This window comes from Lactonifactor longoviformis DSM 17459, assembly GCF_900129135.1.
Taxonomy (GTDB): Bacteria; Bacillota; Clostridia; order Lachnospirales; family Lachnospiraceae; genus Lactonifactor; species Lactonifactor longoviformis.
In genome coordinates this window covers 83,683-108,380 of sequence record NZ_FQVI01000001.1, presented here as the reverse complement: position 1 = coordinate 108,380, position 24,698 = coordinate 83,683, and the positions used below count along the sequence as shown (strand labels likewise).

General features: G+C 44.5%; 24 protein-coding genes and 1 tRNA gene. 21 read left to right on the top strand and 4 right to left on the bottom strand.

Translation table 11 applies throughout. From position 1 onward, the window contains the following. Positions 1 to 168 precede the first annotated feature (168 nt). The 3 genes from BUA56_RS00400 to BUA56_RS00390 all read left to right on the top strand — a co-directional run bounded on the left by BUA56_RS00400 (position 169) and on the right by BUA56_RS00390 (position 1,530). Positions 169 to 726: a DUF3793 family protein gene (locus BUA56_RS00400; RefSeq protein WP_072848730.1), complete on the top strand. Its 558-nt coding sequence runs from the start codon at positions 169 to 171 to the stop codon at positions 724 to 726. An 82-nt stretch (positions 727 to 808) separates the two neighbouring features. Next, positions 809 to 1,237: a flavodoxin gene (locus BUA56_RS00395; RefSeq protein ID WP_072848175.1), complete on the top strand. Its 429-nt coding sequence runs from the start codon at positions 809 to 811 to the stop codon at positions 1,235 to 1,237. 11 nt (positions 1,238 to 1,248) lie between these two features. Then, the gene (locus BUA56_RS00390; RefSeq protein ID WP_072848173.1) at positions 1,249 to 1,530 is read left to right on the top strand and encodes a DUF2325 domain-containing protein; all 282 of its coding nucleotides are present in this window, start codon (positions 1,249 to 1,251) and stop codon (positions 1,528 to 1,530) included. A 66-nt stretch (positions 1,531 to 1,596) separates the two neighbouring features. On the opposite strand, the gene BUA56_RS00385 is transcribed toward BUA56_RS00390, so the two are convergent. Next, positions 1,597 to 2,073 (bottom strand): hypothetical protein, encoded by a 477-nt coding sequence (locus tag BUA56_RS00385; protein WP_072848171.1) that lies wholly within the window; start codon positions 2,071 to 2,073, stop codon positions 1,597 to 1,599. 46 nt (positions 2,074 to 2,119) lie between these two features. After that, the gene (locus BUA56_RS00380) at positions 2,120 to 2,674 is read right to left on the bottom strand and encodes a biotin transporter BioY (RefSeq protein ID WP_072848169.1); all 555 of its coding nucleotides are present in this window, start codon (positions 2,672 to 2,674) and stop codon (positions 2,120 to 2,122) included. A 179-nt stretch (positions 2,675 to 2,853) separates the two neighbouring features. Here BUA56_RS00380 and BUA56_RS00375 point away from each other — a divergent pair, with 179 nt between their 5' ends. From BUA56_RS00375 to BUA56_RS00330, 10 genes are all read left to right on the top strand, one after another. Next, complete coding sequence (locus BUA56_RS00375; RefSeq protein WP_072848167.1) at positions 2,854 to 3,636, top strand: ZIP family metal transporter; 783 nt, start codon at positions 2,854 to 2,856, stop codon at positions 3,634 to 3,636. A 123-nt stretch (positions 3,637 to 3,759) separates the two neighbouring features. Then, positions 3,760 to 5,124, top strand: a complete 1,365-nt coding sequence (locus tag BUA56_RS00370; RefSeq protein WP_072848165.1) for a citrate/2-methylcitrate synthase — start codon at positions 3,760 to 3,762, stop codon at positions 5,122 to 5,124. 16 nt (positions 5,125 to 5,140) lie between these two features. Further along, entirely contained in the window at positions 5,141 to 6,001 is an 861-nt protein-coding gene (locus BUA56_RS00365; protein ID WP_072848163.1) for a patatin-like phospholipase family protein, read from the top strand. A 26-nt stretch (positions 6,002 to 6,027) separates the two neighbouring features. Continuing rightward, on the top strand, positions 6,028 to 6,942 hold the full coding sequence (locus BUA56_RS00360; RefSeq protein WP_084067520.1) for a DMT family transporter: 915 nt from the start codon (positions 6,028 to 6,030) through the stop codon (positions 6,940 to 6,942). A gap of 2 nt (positions 6,943 to 6,944) precedes the next feature. Next, positions 6,945 to 7,445 carry a YqeG family HAD IIIA-type phosphatase gene (locus tag BUA56_RS00355; protein ID WP_072848160.1) on the top strand — a complete coding sequence of 167 codons (501 nt, stop codon included), beginning with the start codon at positions 6,945 to 6,947 and terminating at the stop codon, positions 7,443 to 7,445. 1 nt (position 7,446) lies between these two features. Then, entirely contained in the window at positions 7,447 to 7,953 is a 507-nt protein-coding gene (locus BUA56_RS00350) for a shikimate kinase (protein WP_072848159.1), read from the top strand. A gap of 71 nt (positions 7,954 to 8,024) precedes the next feature. Further along, complete coding sequence (efp, locus tag BUA56_RS00345; protein WP_072848157.1) at positions 8,025 to 8,582, top strand: elongation factor P; 558 nt, start codon at positions 8,025 to 8,027, stop codon at positions 8,580 to 8,582. Positions 8,583 to 8,801: 219 nt separating this feature from the next. Beyond that, complete coding sequence (locus BUA56_RS00340; RefSeq protein WP_072848729.1) at positions 8,802 to 9,707, top strand: DUF5688 family protein; 906 nt, start codon at positions 8,802 to 8,804, stop codon at positions 9,705 to 9,707. A 102-nt stretch (positions 9,708 to 9,809) separates the two neighbouring features. Continuing rightward, a tRNA-Arg gene (locus BUA56_RS00335) sits at positions 9,810 to 9,882 on the top strand. Between the two features lie 73 nt (positions 9,883 to 9,955). Beyond that, entirely contained in the window at positions 9,956 to 10,876 is a 921-nt protein-coding gene (locus tag BUA56_RS00330; RefSeq protein ID WP_072848155.1) for an SH3 domain-containing protein, read from the top strand. 845 nt (positions 10,877 to 11,721) lie between these two features. On the opposite strand, the gene BUA56_RS00325 is transcribed toward BUA56_RS00330, so the two are convergent. Next, on the bottom strand, positions 11,722 to 13,314 hold the full coding sequence (locus BUA56_RS00325) for a polysaccharide deacetylase family protein (RefSeq protein ID WP_072848154.1): 1,593 nt from the start codon (positions 13,312 to 13,314) through the stop codon (positions 11,722 to 11,724). Positions 13,315 to 13,515: 201 nt separating this feature from the next. On the opposite strand from BUA56_RS00325, the gene BUA56_RS00320 reads away from it, so the two are divergent. The 5 genes from BUA56_RS00320 to metA all read left to right on the top strand — a co-directional run bounded on the left by BUA56_RS00320 (position 13,516) and on the right by metA (position 19,468). After that, positions 13,516 to 14,142: a TetR/AcrR family transcriptional regulator gene (locus BUA56_RS00320; protein ID WP_072848152.1), complete on the top strand. Its 627-nt coding sequence runs from the start codon at positions 13,516 to 13,518 to the stop codon at positions 14,140 to 14,142. Continuing rightward, positions 14,117 to 14,857 (top strand): 23S rRNA pseudouridine(2604) synthase RluF, encoded by a 741-nt coding sequence (rluF, locus tag BUA56_RS00315; protein ID WP_072848150.1) that lies wholly within the window; start codon positions 14,117 to 14,119, stop codon positions 14,855 to 14,857. Before BUA56_RS00320 ends, rluF begins: the two co-directional genes overlap by 26 nt. Positions 14,858 to 14,861: 4 nt before the next feature. Then, positions 14,862 to 16,811, top strand: coding sequence for an NAD-dependent DNA ligase LigA (gene ligA / locus BUA56_RS00310; protein ID WP_072848148.1), 1,950 nt, complete (start codon positions 14,862 to 14,864; stop codon positions 16,809 to 16,811). Between the two features lie 14 nt (positions 16,812 to 16,825). Beyond that, a complete protein-coding gene (gene cls, locus BUA56_RS00305; protein ID WP_072848146.1) occupies positions 16,826 to 18,367 on the top strand; it encodes a cardiolipin synthase in 1,542 nt (513 codons plus the stop codon). Between the two features lie 180 nt (positions 18,368 to 18,547). Next, positions 18,548 to 19,468, top strand: a complete 921-nt coding sequence (gene metA, locus BUA56_RS00300; protein ID WP_072848145.1) for a homoserine O-acetyltransferase MetA — start codon at positions 18,548 to 18,550, stop codon at positions 19,466 to 19,468. Between the two features lie 97 nt (positions 19,469 to 19,565). On the opposite strand, the gene BUA56_RS00295 is transcribed toward metA, so the two are convergent. Then, positions 19,566 to 21,197, bottom strand: coding sequence for an ABC-F family ATP-binding cassette domain-containing protein (locus tag BUA56_RS00295; RefSeq protein WP_072848143.1), 1,632 nt, complete (start codon positions 21,195 to 21,197; stop codon positions 19,566 to 19,568). Between the two features lie 416 nt (positions 21,198 to 21,613). On the opposite strand from BUA56_RS00295, the gene BUA56_RS00290 reads away from it, so the two are divergent. Genes BUA56_RS00290 through BUA56_RS00280 form a run of 3 tightly spaced genes read left to right on the top strand, consistent with a single transcriptional unit; the run spans position 21,614 to position 24,600 of the window. Next, positions 21,614 to 22,561: an AEC family transporter gene (locus BUA56_RS00290; RefSeq protein WP_072848141.1), complete on the top strand. Its 948-nt coding sequence runs from the start codon at positions 21,614 to 21,616 to the stop codon at positions 22,559 to 22,561. A gap of 11 nt (positions 22,562 to 22,572) precedes the next feature. After that, positions 22,573 to 23,151, top strand: a complete 579-nt coding sequence (locus BUA56_RS00285; protein WP_072848139.1) for an NUDIX hydrolase — start codon at positions 22,573 to 22,575, stop codon at positions 23,149 to 23,151. A gap of 12 nt (positions 23,152 to 23,163) precedes the next feature. After that, positions 23,164 to 24,600 (top strand): DEAD/DEAH box helicase, encoded by a 1,437-nt coding sequence (locus tag BUA56_RS00280; RefSeq protein WP_072848137.1) that lies wholly within the window; start codon positions 23,164 to 23,166, stop codon positions 24,598 to 24,600. Positions 24,601 to 24,698 lie beyond the last annotated feature (98 nt).

Below are 24,698 nucleotides of genomic sequence, written 5' to 3'. Positions count from 1 at the left end.
TGATTGACAAATGGTTCTTAATGTCTTATGATAGGACTAAAGTTAGTCATAACTAACAAATGGTTGACATAGCAGCATCAGTGACGAGGCAATAGCAGCGTATATTTTTTTAATTATAAGTTAGTTTTAACTAACCAAAAGAAAGGAGTGTAGTATTGATTGGGTACCATGGATGAATTTGCACAGTTTTTGATTCGTCATTGTTCCCCCACACTTGCAGGGTTAAAAACAGGTAACTTATTTGCTTATCCTGTGGATGAGTCCAAAGATCCGGAAACATTCATCAGACTGTGGAATAAAGAACTGGAGGAGAAGGGAATTCAGCTTAGGATTCTCAGAAAATCAGAGAGAAAAGCCTTGATTTATGTCTACAGAGTTAGCAGACTGCAGAATGTTTTACAGGAAGAAAAGGCAGAGCAAATTCTTAAGAAATATGGTTATGCTGGGATGAACACAGAAGAATGTATGCAGCACTTAAGCCTCCGCTGTGAGAATTTTTCCTGTTTTCCCCATGAAATAGGTCTTTTTTTGGGATACCCCATTCATGACGTAGAAGGCTTCATTGAATATGGAGGAAAAAATTGCCGTATGTGCGGCTGCTGGAAAGTGTATTGCGAAGAGGAGTCAGCCAAAAGAACGTTTGCTTTATATGAAAAATGCAGGCGGATCTACAGCCGGCTTTTTCTCCAGGGAAAATCAATCAGGCAGTTAACGGTATCCTTATAGTTAAGAAGATCCTTTACTGCTGAAAAAAAGAAACGTTATTCTTAGAAAATAAATTGTTTCATAGAAAAAAGGAGAGGTGATTATGAGTAAAATTGCAATTGTATATTGGAGCGGAACAGGTAATACGGAGGCTATGGCTGATTTTGTAAAAGCCGGGGCAGTCCGGGCAGGCTCTGAGCCGGATGTGTTTACACCGGAAACCTTCGGATCCGGGCTTGCAGACCAGTACGAGGCTATTGCTTTCGGGTGCCCGGCTATGGGAGATGAAGAACTGGAGGAAACAGAATTTCTGCCCATGTTTGAGGCGGTGGAGGAAAAGCTCAGGGGAAAAAAGATCGCACTGTTTGGTTCCTATGACTGGGGAACTGGCGAGTGGATGGACAACTGGAAAAGTCAGTGTGAAAAAGTCGGAGCAGTCTTTGTCTGCGACTGCGTGATTGCAAACAACGAGCCCGATGATGAGGCAGAGGCTGCTTTAAAGGCTATGGGCGAGGCCTTGGCCAGGATATAAAGGGGGAGTGTATGAGTGTTGTAATTATAGGAGGCCATGACAGGATGGCAACCAGATATAAAAATATTTGCAAAAAATATAATTGTAAGGCAAAGGTATTTACCCAGATGGCAGGGGATCTGAAAAAACAGGTGGGAACCCCGGATCTATTTGTATTGTTTACAAATACAGTTTCTCACAAAATGGTGAAATGTGCGGTAGATGAGGCGAAAAGAAATGACACTGAAATTATAAGATGCCACAGCAGCAGCGGAAGTGCTTTAGAACAGATCCTGGAAGGGTACTGTGGTTAAGAACAAGGGAGGGGATAAAAAGGCGCTGCAAAACCGACTGGAAGGCCGGTTTTGCAGCGCCTTTTTTTACTTACATAAAACGATTATTTTTCTCGGTGTGGTCTGAGGCGGTATGCTTCTGGTAGTGGCCCGGTAGTACACGATTAAAGTCTGGTTTGCCAGACTACAGGAAAAGCGCTGCCCGTTTGAAGTGATCACATCTGTGGATGGACCTGGGTTTAATTTCAGAGAACCGTCGCTGGCAGTTAGTGTGCTGTCAAAGAAATTGACCGCAATATTCTCCAGCGGATTGCGCTGCCCGATAATCAAGGCCCGGTACTGGGGCGGATAAATCAGAGGAACCGGTGCATTGCCGTCGTAAAAAGCTGCTACAGACATACCCGGACGCAGGCGGACGCTGCCTATTACATAGGTATCGGGGGCCAGCATAAGACGGACAACCCCCTCTTCTGTTCGCAGGGTAACCAGCTGCTGGCAGCACTGCCCGGATACATTTTCCATATTCTGAATGATTCCATAAACTGGAATATAAGAAATAGCCATACATAACTCTTTTCGTTTTTTATCAGTATATGCAGGGGGCAGGTATTTATTGCAGCCGCTGGACGCCCTTTCGCAAAGCCGGTCCAACTAGTGAGGCCAGGATGATTTTGGCAATGTCACCTGGCAGGTAGGGGATTACTCCCGCGGCAAGGCCTGCTGAAAAAGTCAGATTGGCCTGCATGCAAAGCCAAAGTGTACCAAACAGATAGCAGACAATGGTTCCGGCGGCCATACCGGGCACCGCCCAGGCCAGTTTTCCAGAGCCTTTATCCACACAAAAGCCTGCAATGATGGCCAGAAAAATAAAGCCTGTCAGGTATCCTCCGGTGGGTCCTGCCAGTTTCCCAAGTCCTCCGGTAAATCCTGAGAATACCGGAAGCCCAACCATTCCTAATAATAGATATACGATATAGCTTACCGTACCCTTTTTCATCCCCAGAACAAAGACAGACAGATAAATAGCCAGATTTGTGAAGGATATAGGGACTGGGCTGAAGGGTAAGGGAATAGACAGAGGACCCAGTATACAGGTAACTGCTGTCATAAGGCCTATGAGTGTTAAGCTTTTCACAGAGAGTGATTTTATTTTTTCCTGGGGCATATGTGATCTCCTTTTTCATTTTCTATGAGCATTATATAAAAAATAATATAGATTGTCAACTAATATATTATTTTGGTTAACAATTTGCAGAGGAAAGGGATACCCTATATTTTTAAAATAGGATATGGTAAAATGAAGAAGACTTTAACGTAAAGGAGGTAGAAGATTTGGCACAATCAATGCTTTATGCCCTTGGAGGAACAGGGTTTACATTTTTAATGACCAGTCTCGGAGCTGCGGTAGTATTCTTTTTCCGGAAGGAGATGAAAGAGGAGTACCAGAGAGTCTTTCTTGGATTTGCAGCAGGGGTAATGATCGCGGCGTCCGTGTGGTCCCTGCTGATTCCGGCCATTGACCAGGCGGAAGAGATGGGGTTGATTGGATGGATACCGGCAGCGGGGGGATTTGCCCTGGGAGGGATATTTCTCTGCCTGATGGATAAGCTTCTCCCACATATTCATGCGAATTCCAATACAAGAGAAGGACTCCCGGCAAAATTAAAACGTACGACTATGCTGGTTTTCGCGGTTACACTTCACAATGCTCCGGAAGGCATGGCAGTGGGTGTTGCCTTTGCCCTTGCAGTGACAGAAGGGGCGGATCCGGCAGCCCTTGCAGCTGCTGTGGCCCTTGCAGTCGGAATCGGCATCCAGAACTTCCCGGAAGGAGCGGCTATCTCACTGCCTCTCAGACAGGAGGGGCTGCCCAGGTGGAAAGCATTTTTGTATGGCAGCATGTCGGGAATTGTGGAACCAATAGCAGGTGTGCTGGCGGCTATGCTGGCAATGAGAGCCCAGGCAGTAATGCCATGGCTTCTGGCATTTGCGGCAGGGGCCATGATCTATGTAGTGACAGAGGAATTGATCCCGGAGGCAAATCTGGATGAACACTCTCATCTGGGAACTTTGGGGGTTATGACCGGATTTCTTTTAATGATGATACTGGATGTGGCACTGGGATAATGAATGCTGTTCATATTTATTTTAGAATTCCTTGTATTGTGCTCCCTTATATTTTAATGCTATAATATAGTAATGCGTTAAGTATACAAAATACTTTAAAAAGTAGAAAGGGGAGAAAGTACTATGGCAGCATTTAATATGAAGGTGACACCACAGCTAGAAGAATTGACACAGATTTGCCTGGATAACAGTAAAATGGACGTTTCTCTATATGGAAAGTACGATGTGAAGCGCGGACTCCGCGACTTGAACGGAAAAGGTGTACTGGCAGGTTTGACACAGATTTCCAATATACAGGCATATAAAGAAGTAGATGGTGAGTCTGTTCCCTGTGAGGGAGAGTTATATTACAGAGGCATTAACATCTACGACTTAACCCGGGGATTTCTTCAGGAGAAGCGGTTTGGTTTTGAGGAAGTAACGTATCTGCTTCTGTTCGGTGTTCTGCCCACAGAAACTCAACTGGAAGAATTTAAAAAGATGCTGGCAGCCCAGCGCTCTCTGCCCAGAAATTTTGTCAGAGATGTAATTATGAAAGCACCAAGCAGGGATATGATGAATACTCTGTCCAGAAGCGTTCTCACTTTATATTCCTACGATAAGAATCCGGAAGATATCTCTCTTCCAAACGTACTTCGTCAATGTATCAATCTCATCAGTGTATTTCCCATGCTTTCCGTATATGGATACCAGGCCCACCAGCATTATAATAAGGATAAAAGCCTTTTCATTCACCATCCCGCAAAGGAACTGTCAACTGCAGAGAACATCCTGTTAATGCTGAGGCCGGATAAAGAGTATACACCTCTGGAAGCAACTATTCTGGATCTTGCCCTGGTTCTCCATATGGAACATGGCGGCGGTAATAACTCTACCTTTACAACCCATGTGGTTTCTTCCTCCGGCACGGATACGTATTCTACCATAGCCGCAGCATTAGGTTCCTTAAAAGGTCCGAAACACGGCGGAGCAAATATTAAGGTAGTCAGCATGTTTGATGATATGAAAAAACATGTGCATGACTGGAAGGACGAGGACGAAGTCAGAAATTATCTGGTAAAACTTCTCCACAGGGAGGCCTTTGACAAACGAGGGCTTATCTATGGTATGGGTCATGCGGTATATTCTATTTCTGATCCGAGAGCTCAGATATTTAAGGGCTTCGTAGAGAAGCTGGCAAAAGAAAAAGGCAGGAATAAGGATTACGGCCTGTATTCTATGGTAGAGCGCCTTGCCCCACAGGTAATTGCTGAGGAACGCCATATATATAAAGGTGTAAGCGCCAATGTAGACTTTTACAGCGGATTTGTCTACAGTATGCTGAATCTTCCGTTGGAGCTCTATACCCCTATGTTTGCCATCGCACGTATTGTAGGATGGAGTGCTCACAGGATGGAGGAGCTGATCAACACAGACAAAATTATACGGCCGGCTTATAAGAGCGTTATGCCGGAACAGGCGTATACCCCGCTGCATGACAGAAAATAATAGGAGACGTATAAATATGACAGCAAAAAAAGGTTCAGGTCTTGTATTGGAAGGAGGCGCCACAAGAGGCGTCTTTACTTCCGGGGCCCTGGATTATCTTATGGAACAGGATTACTATATTCCTTATATTGCAGGAGTCTCTGCCGGCGCCTGCAATGCCGTAGACTATGTGTCAAGGCAGGCGGGCAGGACGAAAGACTGTATGATACACAAAGAGAAAGAAAATCGTTATTTTGACTTGAAAAAGACAATTAAAAACAGAAGTCTCTTTGATATGGACATGATTTTCGATAAATATCCCAATGAAATCTATCCTTTTGATTACGATACGTACTTTCAGTCTTCTCTTCAGTGCGAACTGGTGGTTACCAATTGTATCACAGGTAAAGCTGAGTATCTGAATGAGACGGTAAAAAAGGAAAGACTTATGAAAATATGCAGAGCTTCCAGCAGCATTCCTCTGGCAAGCCCTATGGTCACCGTAGACGGCATTCCTTATCTGGACGGCGGATTGGCGGATTCTATTCCCATTATACATTCCCTGAAAACAGGACATAAAAAGAATGTCATTATTCTCACAAGGAATTACGGCTACAGAAAAAGAAATCTAAAAAAAAGCAAAAGCCTGTATGTGGCAGCCTACTCCGGGTATCCAAATCTGATTCGAACGATATTCTCCCGTGCGGATCGGTATAACAGGACATTGGAGTATATTGAAAAATGGGAGAGAGAGGGAAAAGTTTTCGTGGTACGCCCCTCTGTAAAACCAGTATCCAGAACGGAACAAAAGTATGAACATCTTATAGAGTTTTATCAGCATGGTTATGATACAATGAAAGAACAGTTTGAAGCCATGAAGGATTTTTTGGAGAAATAGAAGGAAATAAGGACAGGAAAAGTATTGTGAGTACAACAGATAAGAAAATACAAGTTTTAGCCAGCTTTGGGCTTTTGGGAACAGCAATTATCTGGGGATTTGCATTTGTGGTAGTGAAAAACTCCCTGGATCTGATACCAGCCTCTTATATGCTGGCATTTCGTTTTACCATCGCTGCCGTACTCCTGGCAGCTATTTTTTGGAAGCGTCTAAAGTTTCTAAATAGGAAAATAATAAAAGAAGGAGCTGTGTTAGGGTTCCTTCTATTTATGAGTTATCTTCTGCAGACAATAGGATGTGACTATACAACAGCGGGTAAGAATGCTTTTTTAACTACAGTTTATGTGGTAATTGTCCCTTTTTTACATTGGATGATGAATCATAAAAAGCCGGATGCATTCTGTATTGCTGCGGCATTCCTTGCCATTGTGGGGATTGGAATGCTGTCGCTGAAAGGCGATTTGACCATGAATATAGGTGATGTGCTTACCTTAATCTGTGGATTCGGGTATGCGCTTCATATGATTTATATTGATCGGTACACGGAAAAGCAGGATCCTGTAGTTCTTACCATTCTGCAGCTGGGGTTTGCAGCGATTTTTTCGTGGATAGTATCTCCGGTTATGGACGGGGGATTCCCTGCAGGGGCATTCCAAAAAGACATTATCATCGGGATGCTGTATCTCGGCGTACTGAGCACCATGCTGGCATTTCTCCTTCAGAATGTCTGCCAGAAATATACGACACCCAACACAGCATCCCTTCTTTTATCTATGGAATCCGTATTCGGAGTCCTGTTTTCGGTTCTGCTTTTGGGAGAGATAATGACAGGCAGAATGATCGTGGGATGTCTGCTGCTTTTTGCCGCAGTTATTACGGCTGAGACGAAGTTGGAATTTTTGAGAATGCCGGTCGTGAGGGAGAGAAAGACGGAGGAATAGATATGTTTGAAAAATTTTATCCGGATGAATATCTGGAATCTGCCTATAAGATAGATTTTGACCGCTTGTACCGGGAAGGATACCGGGGGCTGCTTTTTGATATTGACAATACACTGGTGCCTCATGGAGCGCCGGCGGACAAAAGAGCCATGGAGCTTTTTTCCCATCTAAAGGAATTGGGATTCGGCTGCTGTCTGATCTCAAACAATCGGCGGGAGAGAGTAGCATCTTTTAATGAACAGGTACAGGTCAAATTTATAGAGAATGCCCACAAACCCTCCCCAAAGAATTATCTCAGAGCCATGAAACTGCTGGGGACCAATCAGACAAATACGTTATTTATCGGTGATCAGCTCTTTACAGATATCTATGGCGCAAAAAGAGCCGGAATCCCCACCGTTTTAGTGCAGCCCATACATCCCAGGGAGGAGATACAGATTGTGCTGAAACGGTATCTGGAGAAAATAGTGCTATATTTTTACAAAAAGAAAAGAGGAATATAAAGTGAATCACATAGTGCTGATTGGTTTTATGGGGTGCGGGAAGACCTCCGTAGGAAAAAGGCTTGCAAAACGTCTGGACCTCACTTTTGTAGATACAGATGAAATGATTGAACAGAAAATGGGAATGTCTGTGAGTGATATTTTCGCAGGATTTGGAGAGACGTATTTCAGGCAGCTGGAGACAGAGGCCATAAAAGAGCTTTCAGAGACGAGCAGCCCCTGTGTCATATCCGTGGGCGGCGGACTCCCTGTGCAGTCCCAGAATAAGCCGTACCTTAGAAACATGGGGAAAGTGATTTTTTTGACTGCTACTGTGGATGTTCTGGCGGAAAGGCTGGAGACAGACACTTCAAGACCTATGCTTCAGGGCGGTGATCTCCGGAAGAAGATCATCTCATTAATGGAGGAAAGAGAGGAGGCTTACCGGGAAGCGGCGGACCTGGAAGTCGACACCAGCAGACAGTCCTTTGGAAAGATTATTGAGAAAATAGTTGAAAATTTAGATTAGGTATTATAGAATGTAAGATAGCGGGAAAATATTTGGATTTTCCTGAGGTACGATTAAGGAGGAATATCTATATGATTTCAGCAGGAGATTTTAGAAATGGTATTACATTAGAGATTGATGGTAATGTCGTTCAAATTATCGAATTTCAGCATGTAAAACCAGGAAAAGGTGCTGCGTTTGTTAGAACAAAGTTAAAAAATATTATCAATGGCGGAGTTGTGGAAAAAACTTTCAGACCTACTGAGAAGTTCCCGCAGGCGCACATTGATCGTGTTGATATGCAATATCTGTATTCTGATGGTGACTTATTCCACTTTATGAATGTGGAGACATATGATCAGATTGCATTAAACGCTGACGATATCGGAGATGCATTAAAATTTGTAAAAGAAAATGAGATGGTGAAGGTATGTTCTTATAATGGCAACGTATTCGCTGTTGAGCCTCCGCTGTTTGTTGAACTGGAGATTACAGAAACAGAACCGGGCTTTAAGGGAGATACTGCACAGGGAGCTACAAAGCCTGCTACAGTTGAGACTGGAGCTGTGGTATATGTGCCTCTGTTTGTGGATCAGGGAGACAAGATTAAGATTGATACCAGATCTGGCGAATATCTTTCACGCGTATAACAGCATGATTACCCGCCGTGTCATAAGCGGCGGGTCCTTTTTTCAGGCACATTCGTGCACCAGTTCCCATAATAAAAAGAAGTAAATACAGATCTATCGGCTATGGTTTTTCTATGGCTTTCTTTTCATGCATTCATTGCTTCGGACGTGTGCGCAATCAGGGTACACTGCAGAAAAAAGCCGTATAAAAATAAAAAAATCTACAGAAAGGATGATTATTTGGATTACAAAACATTCAGACTCCGGCTCAGAGATGCCCTCTGCCAAGAGATGGGAGAGGAGGTGAGTATTACGCTTCAGCAGGTCCAGAAGAATAATGGCGTATGTTGCCAGGGGATTTCTATCAGAAAGAAGGAGGAAAGGATAGCGCCCGTGATTTACCTGGATCCCTACTACGAAGCCTTCGAGGGCGGGCTGGAATTCTACAAGGTTGTACGGGAGATAAGAAGGCAGTATCTTTTGGGGAATGTATCTGATATCTCCATGGAGGCTTTCGGTGATTATCAAAAAGTGAAAGATCAGATTTATTATAAACTAATAAATTATGAAAAAAACAAAGAACTGCTGGAGAGAATTCCTCATTACCCTTATATGGACTTGGCAGTAGCCTTTTACTACCGTCTGGAGGAAACCTCTCTCTCCGGCGCTACAGTACTGATTCACAACAACAATCTGGAACACTGGAAGATCACAAAAGAAGAGCTTTTTCAGTCAGCAAACCGCAATACCCCTGAAAAACTCCCGTATACCTTTCGGGGGATGGGGGAGATGATACAAGCTCTCCTGGAGGAGGATTCTGATTGGGAAGCACCCGCAGATGATTCTGACATGGCGGACGACGGCATGTTTATACTTACAAATGAGGATAAGTATTACGGAGCTTCCTGTCTCCTGTACCCAGAGCTTTTGAATCATATCGGCCGTATTCTAAAGGCCAGCTTTTATATACTGCCCAGCAGTATTCACGAATGTATTCTAATCCCCGATTCCGGGGAATATTCCCCTTCAGAACTGTCTGCAATGGTGCGGGAGGTGAATGCCTCCCATGTGGAACCTACAGAGATACTCTCAGATCATGTATACTATTTTGACCGGAGAGAACGTAAAATAGCGGCCTTAATTTAGACCGTATGCAGGGGGGAAGCGCCAATAAATTTCCCCTCTGCCTTTACAAGTTCAAAATTTTATGGTATGATAGCTGGGTGATTGATTAATAGTGACTGATATGCATCCGTAGCTCAGGGGATAGAGCAGTGGTTTCCGGTACCACGTGTCGGGGGTTCGAATCCCTCCGGATGCGTTTGTTTCACTATAGGGGGAGAGCATAGCAAGAATAAGGGAGATTGAATGCTATGGTTTAAAGGAGGACAATCATGTTAGACAATTTTAGAGAATGGCTGTCAGACAACCTAAGATATATCTTACTTGGTCTGGCGATTTTAGTCGTTCTTGTGGTTCTGTTTTTTGGAGCAAAAGCCTTATTCGGTTCTGGAGATAAGGATAAAGGCAGTGAGCCCAAACAGAAAACGGAACAGGAAAAAACATCTGGCGGATCCGAAAAATCAGATGACTCTTCCAAAGATGCACAAGATACGAATACAGAAGACAAGGATGCCTTACAGAAAAATGCCTACCCTGAAGTAAATGCAATCATCAATACTTTTTATACTGCCTGGGGCAACAAAGATATTGACAGTATGAAAAGAGTAACAGACAGCTTTGATTCTGCAGATGAGGCCAAAGTGCTGAATTCTACATACATTGAAAGCTACAGCAATATTGACACTTACACCAAAAAAGGTCTGACAGAGGGAAGTTATGTAGTATTTGTCTCCTATGACCTGAAATTTGTAGATATTGACACACCTGCCCCCGGTTTGACTCAGGTATATGTTGAGACAGATGATGAGGGAAAGGTATACATCCATAAAGATGATGATGACAAAGAAGTCCAGGACTATATTGCCAAAGTGGTTCAGGAAGAAGATGTAAAAGAACTGATTAGCAAGGTGCAGAAAGAATTCCAGGAAGCCCAGGAATCGGATGACAAGCTTCGGGAGTTTGAAGACCAGCTTGGAAGTGAAACTACCACTGCCAGCATGGCTGCCGACGGTTCTACAGTTTCGGCAATCAATGGATGCAACGTCAGAGCAGAAGCAGATACTGATTCAGAAAAAATCGGTGAATTAGAGGCTGGTGAACAGGTAAAGAAAATAGAGAATGCGGATAATGGCTGGATTAAGATCGAGTTTGACGGCAAGACAGGGTATGTCCGCGGGGATTTGTTACAGTGATAGTATGGGGCTGCAGGTGATGCAGCTCCTTTTTTGTTGAAAATTGGGATTTAGGGGTGTAGCGCTTGGACTTCGGCTCAAGGTGATTCAGGACGGCAGGTGTAGGTGGCAGGGGGACGGTGAGAGGACTCCCGCGGCAGCGGGCTGGCTGGTCCGGGCGGGAGGGAGGCTTAAGTTCCGGGGACACCTCCGTCGCGAAGAGAGTCTAAGACAAAACCGGAATCCCCGCCGGAGCACCGTTCGTATGTGCAAAGAATGCTTGATGTGCATTCTCTGCACATGCTCACTTTTTTTCGGCTCTGACTGCCGAAAAAATCTCCTGCGGAAATCCCGGTTTTGCCTAAGACTCTCTAGTCACTCCTGCGGAATCGTCCGCGGAACTTAAGCCTTCCTCCCGTACGAACCAGCCAGCCCGCTGCCGCAGGATTCCTCTCACCTGGGTATAGGGAAGTTCCAGGGGGGTCGCTATTTATCCAAAACATCAAGCGGACAATAGTGCGAAATAAGAGGAAAAGTGTACAACTCTCGACCTTTCCCCCCCGTTTTCCGTGAATGTGAAGTGAGTCTCTGCCAGGTCGAGGGAGGAGGTCTTGGGGCCAGGGGTACTGTGTGGAACTGCGCAGACTACGGAGTGCGTCCGAAGATCCACTGCCGGCGGTCACTTAGGAGCGAAGGCTTTCCTGAGCTTCTTAGTGAACGGCCAGGCAGTTAGCTGAGGAGAAACGCAGCAGCAAGCAGATCCACCCAGTACCCCTGGCCCCAAGACCTCCTCCCTTGACCGTCCGTCTGCGACACTCCGCTCGCCGACTATTTCACCTCGAGCTTCATATACACAAAACTATAATTTAATGAAACTCCCCATACGCCTTCCCATTCTCTAAAGGAATCCCCTTTGCTGCCGCTAATTCGCTTACTGTTACAAGCTGATATCCCATTTCCCTGAGGGCAGGTATCAAAGTTTCTGCAGCTTTTGCGGAAGGTTCATGGATATCGTGCATGAGAACAATGTCGCCGTCTTTGACATTGTTGAGCACCGTGTCTATGGTGGTCTGGGTATCCCTGGTTTTCCAGTCCAGGGTGTCGATGGACCAGAGGATTAAAGGTGCTCCTGCCGCGCTGCGGACAGTGGGATTGAAGGCGCCGTAGGGCGGGCGTACGCAGGAAGCGCCTTCTCCCACCAGATCTACAAGTGCCTGGTTTGTAGTATTGATCTGGGAGGATACCCCGGCGGCATCCATTTTACTCAGATCGGAGTGATCGTAGGAATGATTGCCCAGTTCACAGCCCAGAGCTTTCATCCGCTTTACTGTCTCAGGGTATTTTGGGATCAGTTTGCCAAGCATAAAAAAGGTGGCTTTGGCGTTGTTTTGCTGCAGAACAGTAAGAATACCGTCTGTATATTTGCCTGGACCATCGTCAAAAGTAAGGGCGACCATAGGGCCGCCTCCAGCAGATGGTGTCTCTTTTTTAGCATTAGGGTCCCAGACACCGTTATCTTTCATAAAGTAAGCTTTGCCGTTCTCATCTGTGATCCATCCGGTAGCCATAGAACCGTCATTTTTCAGATAGTACCATTGCTTTCCAAGCTGAAGCCATCCTGTGGCCGCAGAACCGTCCTCCTGTATGTAATACCATGTGTTATTAGTTTCCAGCCAACCGGAGGGTTTCAGAGAACCATTTTCGTCAAAGTAATACCGCTTGCCTTCACTTTCAATCCAGGTGCTGACTGCCTTGGATCCATCGGCATTCATAAAATACTTCTGATCTCCTTCTGTGATCCAGCCGATGGTCATGACACCGTCGTCTCTTAGAAAGTAGGTTTTATCATCAACGGTAATCCATCCGGTAGCCATAGCACCGCTGTCATCAAAGTAATAGTTGTTCCCATTCAGCTCCAGCCATCCGGTGGCCATGGCTCCGTTTTCTGAGAGGTAATAGTGTTTTCCGTTGTCTTCGATCCACCCGGTAGCCATAGTGCCATCATCTTTTAGGAAGTAATAGGTATCCTGATCCAGAATCCATCCAGAGGCCATTGTTCCATCCCCGTTAAAATAGTACCAGGAGTTCTGGTCATTCAGCCAGCCTGTCTGTATGGTGCCGTCGGGCTTCAAATAATACCGGGTTCCCTTATCCTGAAGCCATCCGGTATCCATATAACCATCCGAATTAAAGTGATAATTCACTTGATCCACTGCAAGCCATTTATTTCTGGGGGAAGTTCCGTCGGCGTACACGTAACGCCTTCCCTTTTCACTGTATACCCAATGGTCTTCTTTTAACGCAGCTTCCTGAAGTTTCATGGTTTTCTGATATGATTTTACAGCGGCTGTTACGTATCTCGGTACGATCAAAATCGCGAGAACAATTGCTATGATGAGAAATACCGAGAAGACGACTTCCACCTGCCGCCGTCTTTTAGATTTGCGTTTTACACTCATATTTATAATCCCCTTCTTTACGTTCATCCTTATTATACACTCTGGACGGGAAAAAACAAGAAAGAAGGGGCTTTTTGGGGCAAAAGAAGAATTAAGAATTTATGAAGAGGGCCCGTAATCTCCTCAGGTTATTCCTTGAATTGTCAACCTGAAACAGTTATAATAAAGGATATGCTATAGCGGATAGGAGCGGAATGACAGATGAAACAGGAGAAAAAGATATCTACAAAGGATAAGATTGTGGAAGCTGCCTGGGAATTGTTTTATCAGAGTGGGTATGATAATACTACGGTAGATGACATCATTGCCAGCTCGGGAACCTCCAAAGGGACGTTTTACCATTATTTTAGTGGAAAGGACGCTCTGCTGACCACATTATCGGATTTGTTTGATAATAAGTATGAGCATCTGGAGCAGGAGATGGATCCTGAGATGAACAGCTTCGATAAATTGTTATATTTAAACCGGGAGTTATTTAAAATGATTGACGAACATGTAAACCGGGAGATCCTTGCGTCCATGTATTCTTCCCAGCTGGTTACCAAGGGTGACAGGCACCTTATGGATCAGAACAGAATATATTTCCGCATGTTGAACCGGATCGTGGACGAGGGTCAAAAAAGAGGCCAGATCAGTACCATGATGTCAGCCTATGAAATAACGAATGTTTATGCCCTGTGCGAGAGAGCATTTATCTATGACTGGTGCATATCCCAGGGAAGACTCTCTCTTTCGGATTATAGTAAAACCCTTATGCCAATGTTCCTGGATAAGTTCCGGGTGTCAGAAGAGGATGTGAATAATGCAGGAACCCATACGTCTGAATAAGTATTTGAGCGAGGCGGGTGTATGCTCCAGAAGAGAGGCAGATCGTCTGGCGGAGGAAGGAAAGATTACTGTGGACGGCAGGCGGGCCGCTGTGGGGATGAAGATCCTGCCCTCTCAGAAGATACTCGTGGAAGGAAAGCCCGTAAAACGGGAGGAAGAAAAGGTGCTTTTGGCTGTACATAAGCCCAGAGGAATTGAGTGTACCTCCCAGGAAAAGGTAAAGAATAATATTGTCCGCTTTGTCAATTATCATACCCGTATCTATCCTGTAGGAAGGCTGGATAAGGATTCGGAAGGCCTGATTCTTATGACGAATCAGGGGGAGCTTGTGAACAAGATGATGCGGGCCGGCAATTACCATGAAAAAGAATATATTGTGACTGTAGATAAGCCTGTAACAAAAGAATTTGTGAGACAGATGGCCGGTGGTATTCCAATCCTGGACACTGTTACAAGAAAGTGCCGGGTAGAGAGAATCGACGCCAGGCGCTTTCGTATTGTCCTGACACAGGGACTGAACCGTCAGATTCGAAGGATGTGCGAATATTTAGGCTATAGGGTGATAAGACTAAAGAGAGTCAGGATTATGAATATTGAATTGGGAGATCTGCCGGCAGGCCAATACCGTCCGGTGACCCAAAAAGAATGGCGGGAGCTTATGAAGCAGATTAAAGACTCCTCCAATACAACAGTAGTCAGAAAGGATGATATGTGACGCAATGGATGCGATGGCAAGAATGAAAGAACTGGTGGGTCTCTTAACCAGGGCCGGCAAGGCTTATTACCAGGAAGACAGGGAAATAATGAGTAACTTGGAGTATGATAAATTGTACGACGAGCTTCAGAAGCTGGAGAAGGAGACTGGAGTTACTCTGGCCGGAAGTCCAACGGTATCTGTGGGATATGAGTCCCTGGATGAGCTGCCCAAAGAGGCGCATGGGAGCCCTATGCTTTCTCTGGATAAGACAAAGGATGTAGAAGCGCTCAGAGACTTTGTGGGAGAGCACAGAACCCTTCTCTCCTGGAAGCTGGACGGTCTTACCATTGTACTGACTTATGAGGGAGGGACACTCATAAAGGCGGTTACCCGGGGAAATGGGGTGGTGGGGGAAGTAATTACCAATAATGCAAAGGTATTTAAAAATATTCCCCTTCAGATTGCTCACAAGGGGCAGCTTATTCTTAGGGGGGAAGCTGTGATAACCTATTCTGATTTTAAAAAAATCAACGAAGAAATAGAGGATGTGGATGCCAGATATAAGAATCCGAGAAATCTGTGCAGCGGTTCTGTGCGGCAGCTGAATAACGAGATTACGGCGAAGAGAAATGTCAGATTTTATGCCTTTTCTCTGGTGACTGCACAGGATGTGGAGTTTCACAATTCCAGAAAGGAACAGATGGAATGGCTGCGGGGGCAGGGGGTTGATGTGGTGGAATATCGTATGGTTACGGCGGAAACTTTGGATGAAGCCATGGAATATTTTTCTGAACAGGTAGTGAAAAATGATTTTCCTTCAGATGGTCTGGTGGCCCTGTACGATGACATCGCCTACGGAGAGTCGCTGGGAAGTACTTCCAAATTTCCAAGAAATGCCTATGCATTTAAATGGGCAGATGAGATCCGGGAGACGACATTAAAAGAGATAGAATGGAGTCCTTCCAGAACCGGTTTGATCAATCCAGTGGCCATCTTTGAGCCGGTAGAGCTGGAGGGGACCACAGTGAGCCGTGCCAGTGTACACAACATCAGTATACTAAAAGAACTGGAACTGGGAATCGGTGATCGTATCCAGGTATATAAGGCCAATATGATCATTCCTCAGATTGCAGAAAACTTAACAAGAAGCAACCATCTTACGATCCCGGATACCTGCCCGGTATGCGGACAGGAAGCAAAGGTGATCAAGACCAATGAAGTAGAATCTCTGTATTGTATGAACCGGGAGTGTCAGGCAAAACGGATCAAATCCTTTACGCTGTTTGTGAGCAGAGATGCCATGAATATTGACGGGCTGTCAGAAGCCACCCTGGAGAAATTCGTGGCAAGAGGCTTTATCCGGGATTTTGGGGATATCTATGAGCTGGCGCAGTATGAGGACGAGATTGTTGAGATGGAGGGGTTTGGAAGGAAGTCTTATGATAATCTGATAACCAGCATTGAAAAGTCCAAAAACACCACTTTGCCAAGGGTGATCTATAGTCTGGGAATTGCAAACATAGGACTGGCTAATGCCAAAGTGATTTGCAGAGAATTCGGCTACGATCTGGAGAAAATGACAGAGGCTGACGAGGAAGCTATCAGCAGCATTGAAGGGATTGGTCCGGTAATCGCAAGGACGTTCCGGGAGTATTTTGACAAAGAGGAGAACCGAAGAGCTCTGGACCACCTGATGTCTCATCTGCAGCTGGAGGAGGTTGCAAGGGATGAAGAGCAGACATTCAAGGGGTTGAATTTTGTAATAACGGGAAGTGTGGAGCGCTTTGCCAACCGGGGAGAGATAAAGGAGCTGATCGAGTCCAAAGGCGGTAAAGTGACCGGAAGCGTTACCTCAAAGACGAATTACCTGATCAACAACGATTCAGCTTCTGCTTCCTCAAAGAATAAAAAGGCAAAAGAGCTGGGCGTTCCCATCATTACAGAAGAAGAGTTTTTAAATATGTTAGGATAGAGGCCTGTTAAGCAATGGAAGAGAGCAAAAAAGGAATTAAAGGAATTATATTTGGGAGAACGATCGTAGTCATACTTGCCATTCTCCTGCAGCTTTTTGCGCTGTTTGCCGCCTTTTTGTGGCTGAGAGATGACGTGTTCTATGTCTATGGGGGATTTACTGTCATAGGCTTTGCCGTGCTGCTGCACATTGTAAATAAACGGGGAAATCCCGATTTTAAGCTGGTATGGATGATACCTGTTCTTATAGTTCCCGTCTTCGGGGCACTGTTTTATATTTATATGGAGCTGCAGCCAGGCACAAAGCTGATGTACAGGAGACTTCGATTACTTTCCGCAAGTACCAGAGAATACGTTGTCCAGGACAGGGACGTACAGGAGGAACTGGAGGGGATTAGCCCGGAGATGGGCCACCTTGCCTCCTATCTGTATCAGTATGATAATTGTCCGGTTTATAAAAATACAGATGTTACTTATTTTCCTCTGGGTGAAGATAAATACGAGGCTATGCTCCGGGAACTTAAAAGGGCAGAGAAATTTATATTTATGGAATATTTTATTGTAGAAGAGGGCATAATGTGGAATTCGATTCTGGAGATCCTGAAAGAGAAGGTTCGGGAGGGGGTGGAGGTTCGCTTTCTGTATGACGGAATGTGCAGCCTGGCACTGATGCCTTATCATTACCCGGACCATTTGAAGGCAATGGGTATCCAATGTAAAATGTTCGCGCCTATTAAAGCCTTTTTCTCCTCCCACTATAACAATAGGGACCACAGAAAGATTCTTGTAATTGACGGAAAAACAGCCTTTACCGGCGGTGTAAATCTGGCGGATGAATATATTAATCAGAAAGTGCGGTTCGGACACTGGAAGGACACTGCGGTTATGCTTCGGGGGGATGCAGCAAAGAGTTTTACCTTCATGTTCCTGGAAATGTGGAATGTGGATACGCTTCGTGAAGAAAATTATAAGGCATACATAGTGCCTGCTCATAAGGGGCCTGCTAATGACGGCTTTGTAATTCCCTACGGGGTGGTGCCATTTGGCAGTGAGAGGGTAGGCAAAAGAGTATATCTGGATATTTTGAATACAGCCAAAACGTATGTGCATATCATGACACCTTATCTCATCCTGGATCAGGAAATGATTATGGCCCTTACATACGCCGCCAAAAGGGGAATTGAGGTGAAAATTATAATGCCCCACATTCCGGATAAAAAGACAGCGTTTGCCCTGGCTAAGACCTACTACAATGAATTGATTGAGGCGGGGGTAGAGATTTATGAGTATACACCGGGTTTTGTACACGCTAAAGTCTTTACATCAGACAATGAAAAAGCTGTGGTGGGAACTATAAATATGGATTACAGAAGTCTGTATCTTCATTTTGAATGTGCAGCCTTCCTGTACCGCCATAAAGAGATCTGCCAGGTAGAGCAGGACTTTCAGGATACTCTAAAGAAATGCAGACAGATAGCGCTTGAAGACTATAAAAAGCTGGGCGTTTTCGTGCGGCTGGAAGGCAAAATTCTGCGGCTTTTTGCTCCGTTAATGTAAAACAGGCCATGTGTGGTTCCTGTCATATGCCACAGTCTAGCAAATTGTGTTACTGTGTGCGGAGCAGACAGTGATAGTGTCCGTGTAGAAACAACAAATGTACAGAAAATAATTCTTTTCCACATTTCCTGTTCTATGCTATAATGAGTTATTAAATAAAAAAGGTAGGTGGAATACGGTATGCCGATTAAAGTACAGGGAGATTTGCCTGCAAAGGAGATACTGGAGAAAGAGAATATATTTGTGATGGACGAAAACCGTGCCATCCATCAGGACATACGTCCCATTCAGATATTAATTCTGAACCTTATGCCTTTAAAAGAGGAGACGGAACTGCAGCTGCTGCGTTCCCTTTCTAATACGCCCCTTCAGGTAGATGTCTCATTTATGACCATGAGCAGTCACGAGTCTAAAAACACATCTACCAGCCATCTGAACAAATTCTATCTTCACTTTGAGGACCTGAAAAATAATAAGTTTGACGGTATGATCATAACAGGTGCACCTGTGGAATTAATAGAGTTTGAAGAAGTGGATTACTGGGAAGAGCTGACAGAAATTATGGACTGGACAGAAAAGCATGTAACGTCTACCATTTATCTCTGCTGGGCGGCGCAGGCTGGTTTGTACTATCACTATGGGCTGAAGAAAAAGGTACTCTCTGAGAAGATGTTCGGACTCTTCTGGCATAAGGTGATGAACCGGAAAATCCCTCTGGTGAGAGGCTTTGACGATGCTTTTTTAGCTCCCCATTCCCGTCATACAGAGGTACCGTTAGAGGATATCAAGGCTTGTAAGGATATTACTATACTGGCAGAATCCGAGGAGGCCGGCTTTTTCCTGGGAATGGCTAAAGAAGGAAGACAGATATACGTAATGGGACACCCGGAATATGACAGGGTGACCCTGGATGGTGAGTATAAAAGAGATCTGAATAAAGGACTGGATATTCAGATTCCTAAGAATTACTACAGCAATGACAATTCGGAGGATCGGCCCCTTCTTATGTGGAGGGCGCATGCCAATAATCTTTATACGAATTGGTTGAATTATTACGTGTATCAGACGACGCCGTATGACTTGGATGGGACGCCGTTTTAGGGTGCAAAAGGGGACGTGTTCTTTCTAAAAAGAACACGTCCCCTTTTGAGATCGGGGTGTCCCAAAATGGTTCTGCCCTGTCCCCAATGAATAAAACTTAATTATCTTCTTCCGTCATGGTATATACCTGACGTTTTCTGGCCATTTCATCACTGGCAAGATATTCATCGTAGGTTGTAATCTTATCAATTAAGGCACCGCCGGGAACGATTTCCATAATACGGTTTGCAGTTGTTTCTACAAACTGATGATCGTGGGACGCGAAGAGGAGTACTCCGGGGAATTTGATCAGGCCATTGTTTAATGCCGTGATAGATTCCATGTCTAAATGATTGGTGGGCTCATCCAGAAGTAATACGTTAGCACCTGAGATCATCATTTTAGATAGGAGGCATCGTACTTTCTCCCCTCCGGAAAGTACTTTTACCTTTTTTATGCCGTCTTCCCCTGGAAATAGCATACGCCCCAGGAAGCCGCGGACATAGGTCGCATCTTTGATTTCTGAATACTGGGTCAGCCAGTCTGTTATGGTTAAATCGTTATCAAATTCTAAAGTACTGTCTTTTGGAAAATATGCCTGGGATGTGGTAACACCCCATTTATAGGTTCCCTCGTCGGGCTCCGTCTCACCCATAAGAATCTGAAACAGGGTGGTCTTCGCCAGTTCATTACTGCCTACAAAGGCAACCTTATCATTATGTCCAAGGGTGAAGGTCAGATTATCCAGCACCTTTACTCCGTCTATGGTCTTGCTCAATCCTTCAACCATAAGCACTTCATTGCCAATTTCGCGGTTGGGGCGGAAGTCGATATACGGATATTTCCTGCTGGACGGCCGTATATCGTCCAACTGGATCTTTTCCAGTGCTCTTTTTCTGGAGGTTGCCTGCTTGGATTTTGAAGCGTTGGCGCTGAACCGGGAGATAAACTCCTGGAGTTCCTTGATCTTTTCCTCTTTCTTTTTGTTCGCCTCTTTCATCTGCTTCACCAGCAGCTGGCTGGATTCATACCAGAAGTCATAGTTGCCTGCGTAGAGCTGAATCTTACCATAGTCGATATCCGCAGTGTGAGTGCAAACTTTGTTCAGAAAATAACGGTCATGGGATACCACAATTACAGTATTCTCAAAGTTAATCAAAAATTCTTCCAGCCAGCTGATAGCATCCAAATCCAGATGGTTGGTAGGCTCGTCCAGAAGAAGAATATCCGGATTCCCGAATAATGCCTGGGCTAACAGTACTTTTACCTTTTCACTTCCGTTCAGATCTTTCATTATAGAATAGTGGAGTGAAGTATCAATGCCAAGACCATTCAGCAGCATAGCGGCATCTGACTCAGCCTCCCATCCGTTCATCTCTGCAAATTCACCCTCAAGTTCACTGGCGCGGATTCCGTCTTCGTCTGTAAACTCCTCTTTTGCGTAAATGGCTTCTTTTTCCTTCATAATCTGGTACAGACGGGCATTACCCATAATAACCGTGTCCAGAACAGGATACGCATCATATTTGAAGTGATCCTGCTGCAAAAAGGAAAGACGCTGACCGGGTGTGATATTGATTTCACCCTTTGTTGTTTCCAACTGTCCGGACAAAATTTTTAAAAATGTTGACTTTCCGGCACCGTTGGCTCCGATTAAGCCATAACAGTTACCCTCAGTAAATTTAATATTTACGTCCTCAAACAGGGCTTTTTTGCCGATACGCAATGTGACATTGTTTGCTGCAATCATGTTAAAACCTCGCTTTTATTAATATATGGATATATTTGGTTACGCTCCTATTTTTATACATAGTCTTTATCTATTGTACAGTAAAATTATGATTTTGCAAGACCTATTGGAAAATTTGTTTACTTGGGATTTAATGTACTAAGTTTGAGTCTTTCCAGTCGAAAGGTATAAGGTGGCGGAGGGACGGTGAGATAAATCCCGCGTCGTCGGCCTGGCCCTGTCTCCCCGGTGCTCCCTCCTATATCCGTCCGTCTGCGACACTCCGCTCGCCGACTATTTCACCCGAACTTCACATACACAAAACCATAATTTTTACCTCAATCCAGCTAATTTTCAAAATGTTATTGATTAATTCCAGTAACATGTCTATAATAGATACGTTACAAATGCTTAAAAAATAAGAAAGTGTAAAAACCATGGAAAACTTTATATTCAGTCTGAATGCCACGGTTCCGGTCTTTTTGGTGATGGTTCTGGGGTACCTATTATATAGGAAGAAAATGCTGACAGCAGAATTTGTAAAAGTCTGTAACAGTCTGAACTTTAAAGTAACTCTCCCGGTATTGCTTTTTAAAGATATCTCCAGAGCTTCTATTCAGGAGGAATGGGATACCAAAATGGTCTTATTCTGTGCTGGGGTCACTGTAGTAAGTATTGTCCTGATATGGGTTTTGGCAAAGAAACTGGTTAAGGACAGAACAATTACAGGTGCACTGGTACAGGCTTCGTTCAGGAGCAGTGCTGCGGTCTTGGGAGTGGCCTTTATTCAAAATATTTATGGTGATGCAGGGATGGCTCCCATAATGATTATTGGCTGCGTCCCTCTGTATAATATTTTTTCGGTTATTATTCTCACATTTGAGGGCAATGGTGACTCCTCCAGTCAAAACAGCAAAATAAAAGATTCCTTAACAGAAATCCTGAAAAATCCCATTATACTGGCAATTGTCATTGGGCTGATAGTTTCACTGACTAAGCTGAAGTTCCCGGCCATAGTGGATAAAACGGTGGACAGCGTTGCAGCTATTGCCACGCCCCTTGCGCTCCTGGCCATGGGGGCAGGGTTTGAGGGAAAGAAGGCTATGGCAAAAATTAAGCCAACCATAGCAGGAGCCTTTATAAAGCTCATTGCTCTGCCTATGGTATTTGTACCCCTGGCGGCTGCTATGGGATTCCGATACGAGAAAATGATGGCTATATTGATTATGTTGGCAGGCCCTACCACAGTGAGCAGTTACATAATGGCTCAGAATATGGATAATGACGGAGTGCTGACATCCAGCATAGTGGCTGCTACAACGCTGCTAAGTTCGGTTACGCTGACAGGATGGATTTTCCTGAGCAAAAGCCTGGGATGGATATAGGAGGCAATAAATTGGAAAAACTGGAAATACTACAGGAAGACGGTGCAAAAACCGGAGTTGTAATGGAACGGTATGAGGCGCATATGGCGGGGGCTCTTCACGGAGTGATAAGAGTTTATGTGACACGTATCAGAGAGGGGCATCTGGAATTTCTGATTCAGAAGAGAAGCAGGTCAAAAGCGTCTTACCCGGGATATTACGATACTGCTTGTGCAGGGCATATTGATGCGGGGGACTGCGCCGTGCAGACAGCTGTGAGAGAAATGAAAGAGGAGCTGGGAATTTTAGCACAGCCGGGTGATCTGACATATTTGTTCTGCCAGAGTAATGACTGGCTGGAAACCTCGGGAGAGAAAGCTTTTACAGACTATGAAAGAGATACTATTTTCTGGTATCAGAAACCGGTGATTACAGAGAAATTAGTGCTGCAGAAAGAAGAGGTAGAATCGGTAGCCTGGTATGACGCCGGGGAACTTGAGATATGGGCAAAAAGAAAAGACAGCCATATCAGTTTTACCTCAAGGGAGTTTGCCAGGGTATTAAGCAAAATTAATAATCTGCTGAGACAGGCAGAGAAAAAGGAAAGTTGAGAAAAATCCTATATGGAAAATATTTTATTTAATGATTTAGAGATATCAAAAGAATTGAAACGGGCAATCGGACACATGGGCTTCGAGGAGGCAACCCCCATTCAGAGTCAGAGTATTGTGCCAATTCTGGAGGGAAAAGATGTCATCGCCCAGGCACCTACAGGTACGGGAAAGACCTGTGCTTTCGGGATTCCTCTCATTGAGACCATCGATATGGAGGCGAAAGAGGTACGGGGGCTTATCCTCTGCCCTACCAGAGAGTTGGTGATTCAGACAACAGAAGAACTGTATAAGCTTACGAAATATAAAAATTCCATCAGAATTGTACCTATTTACGGAGGACAGAATATAGAGCGGCAGATTACCGCACTGAAAAAGAAACCCCAAATTATAGTTGCAACGCCAGGAAGGCTGATGGATCATATGCGGCGGCATACCATAAAACTGGAGCACCTGACGAACCTGGTTCTGGATGAGGCCGACGAGATGCTGAACATGGGATTCAGGGAAGATATTGATGAGATCCTAAAGAAAGTCCCCAAAGAACGTCAGACCGTACTCTTTTCAGCAACCCTGTCCCCGGCAATATTGAGTATTGCGAAGACATATTTAAACCATCCGGAAAAAATACAGGTGACCAAAAAGGAAATAACCGTTCCTTCCATACAGCAATATTATCTGGAAGTGAGCAAAGAAAACAAGATTGAGGTACTGGCCCGTTTGATTGATCTCAATAATTATAAACTGTCTATTATTTTCTGCAATACAAAGCGGATGGTAGATCAGTTGAGCGAAGAATTAGTGGCCAGAGGCTACGGCGCAGAAGGTCTTCACGGGGATATGCGCCAGGCCCAGCGTGACAGAGTTATGAAAAAGTTTAAGAGCCAGGAAGCCGAGATACTCATCGCCACAGATGTTGCTGCCAGAGGAATTGATGTGGATAATGTAGAAGCTGTGTTTAATTATGATATACCAGAGGATCTGGAGTACTATGTCCACAGAATCGGTCGGACCGGCCGGGCGAACAAGACGGGAACTTCCTATACGTTTGTGGGACCGAGAGATATGTATAAGCTAAGGGAAATTATGCGTTATACAAAAGCTAAGATCAAATACATGAAGATTCCAAAACTTTCAGAGATTGAAGATGTTAAGACAGATCGGGTATTTAGGGAGATCAATAAGATATTAAAAAGTGAACAACATTTGAAATATACAGATACTATTGAAAAATATCTCTCTGAACTGCAGACAGAAGATATTACTTCACTTGATATTGCGGCAGCTTTTCTCTCCAGAGAGGTCAGGGAAGAAAAGGGCAGAGAACTGAAAGAGGCGGTTCCTGACAAGAGAAAGAATAAATTCCGTAAAACAGGATTCGGTCGCATGGCGGGGAATTCCAGGCAGAGGAAGCCATATGATCGGAAAGTAGGCATAAAAGTACAATAAATATACCATTTTTTACCATATACTACGAATTTTCCTATATTTTAGTTGTCTTTTTTGAAAAAATTAGTGGTATATTTTCTCCAGAATTGTTATGATAT

Coding starts and splice junctions, on each gene's coding strand:
- BUA56_RS00400 (WP_072848730.1), top strand. CDS start 169: ATGGATGAATTTGCACAGTTTTTGATTCGTCATTGTTCCCCCACACTT.
- BUA56_RS00395 (WP_072848175.1), top strand. CDS start 809: ATGAGTAAAATTGCAATTGTATATTGGAGCGGAACAGGTAATACGGAG.
- BUA56_RS00390 (WP_072848173.1), top strand. CDS start 1,249: ATGAGTGTTGTAATTATAGGAGGCCATGACAGGATGGCAACCAGATAT.
- BUA56_RS00385 (WP_072848171.1), bottom strand. CDS start 2,073: ATGGCTATTTCTTATATTCCAGTTTATGGAATCATTCAGAATATGGAA.
- BUA56_RS00380 (WP_072848169.1), bottom strand. CDS start 2,674: ATGCCCCAGGAAAAAATAAAATCACTCTCTGTGAAAAGCTTAACACTC.
- BUA56_RS00375 (WP_072848167.1), top strand. CDS start 2,854: ATGCTTTATGCCCTTGGAGGAACAGGGTTTACATTTTTAATGACCAGT.
- BUA56_RS00370 (WP_072848165.1), top strand. CDS start 3,760: ATGGCAGCATTTAATATGAAGGTGACACCACAGCTAGAAGAATTGACA.
- BUA56_RS00365 (WP_072848163.1), top strand. CDS start 5,141: ATGACAGCAAAAAAAGGTTCAGGTCTTGTATTGGAAGGAGGCGCCACA.
- BUA56_RS00355 (WP_072848160.1), top strand. CDS start 6,945: ATGTTTGAAAAATTTTATCCGGATGAATATCTGGAATCTGCCTATAAG.
- efp (WP_072848157.1), top strand. CDS start 8,025: ATGATTTCAGCAGGAGATTTTAGAAATGGTATTACATTAGAGATTGAT.
- BUA56_RS00330 (WP_072848155.1), top strand. CDS start 9,956: ATGTTAGACAATTTTAGAGAATGGCTGTCAGACAACCTAAGATATATC.
- BUA56_RS00325 (WP_072848154.1), bottom strand. CDS start 13,314: ATGAGTGTAAAACGCAAATCTAAAAGACGGCGGCAGGTGGAAGTCGTC.
- BUA56_RS00320 (WP_072848152.1), top strand. CDS start 13,516: ATGAAACAGGAGAAAAAGATATCTACAAAGGATAAGATTGTGGAAGCT.
- rluF (WP_072848150.1), top strand. CDS start 14,117: ATGCAGGAACCCATACGTCTGAATAAGTATTTGAGCGAGGCGGGTGTA.
- ligA (WP_072848148.1), top strand. CDS start 14,862: ATGGATGCGATGGCAAGAATGAAAGAACTGGTGGGTCTCTTAACCAGG.
- cls (WP_072848146.1), top strand. CDS start 16,826: ATGGAAGAGAGCAAAAAAGGAATTAAAGGAATTATATTTGGGAGAACG.
- metA (WP_072848145.1), top strand. CDS start 18,548: ATGCCGATTAAAGTACAGGGAGATTTGCCTGCAAAGGAGATACTGGAG.
- BUA56_RS00295 (WP_072848143.1), bottom strand. CDS start 21,197: ATGATTGCAGCAAACAATGTCACATTGCGTATCGGCAAAAAAGCCCTG.
- BUA56_RS00290 (WP_072848141.1), top strand. CDS start 21,614: ATGGAAAACTTTATATTCAGTCTGAATGCCACGGTTCCGGTCTTTTTG.
- BUA56_RS00280 (WP_072848137.1), top strand. CDS start 23,164: ATGGAAAATATTTTATTTAATGATTTAGAGATATCAAAAGAATTGAAA.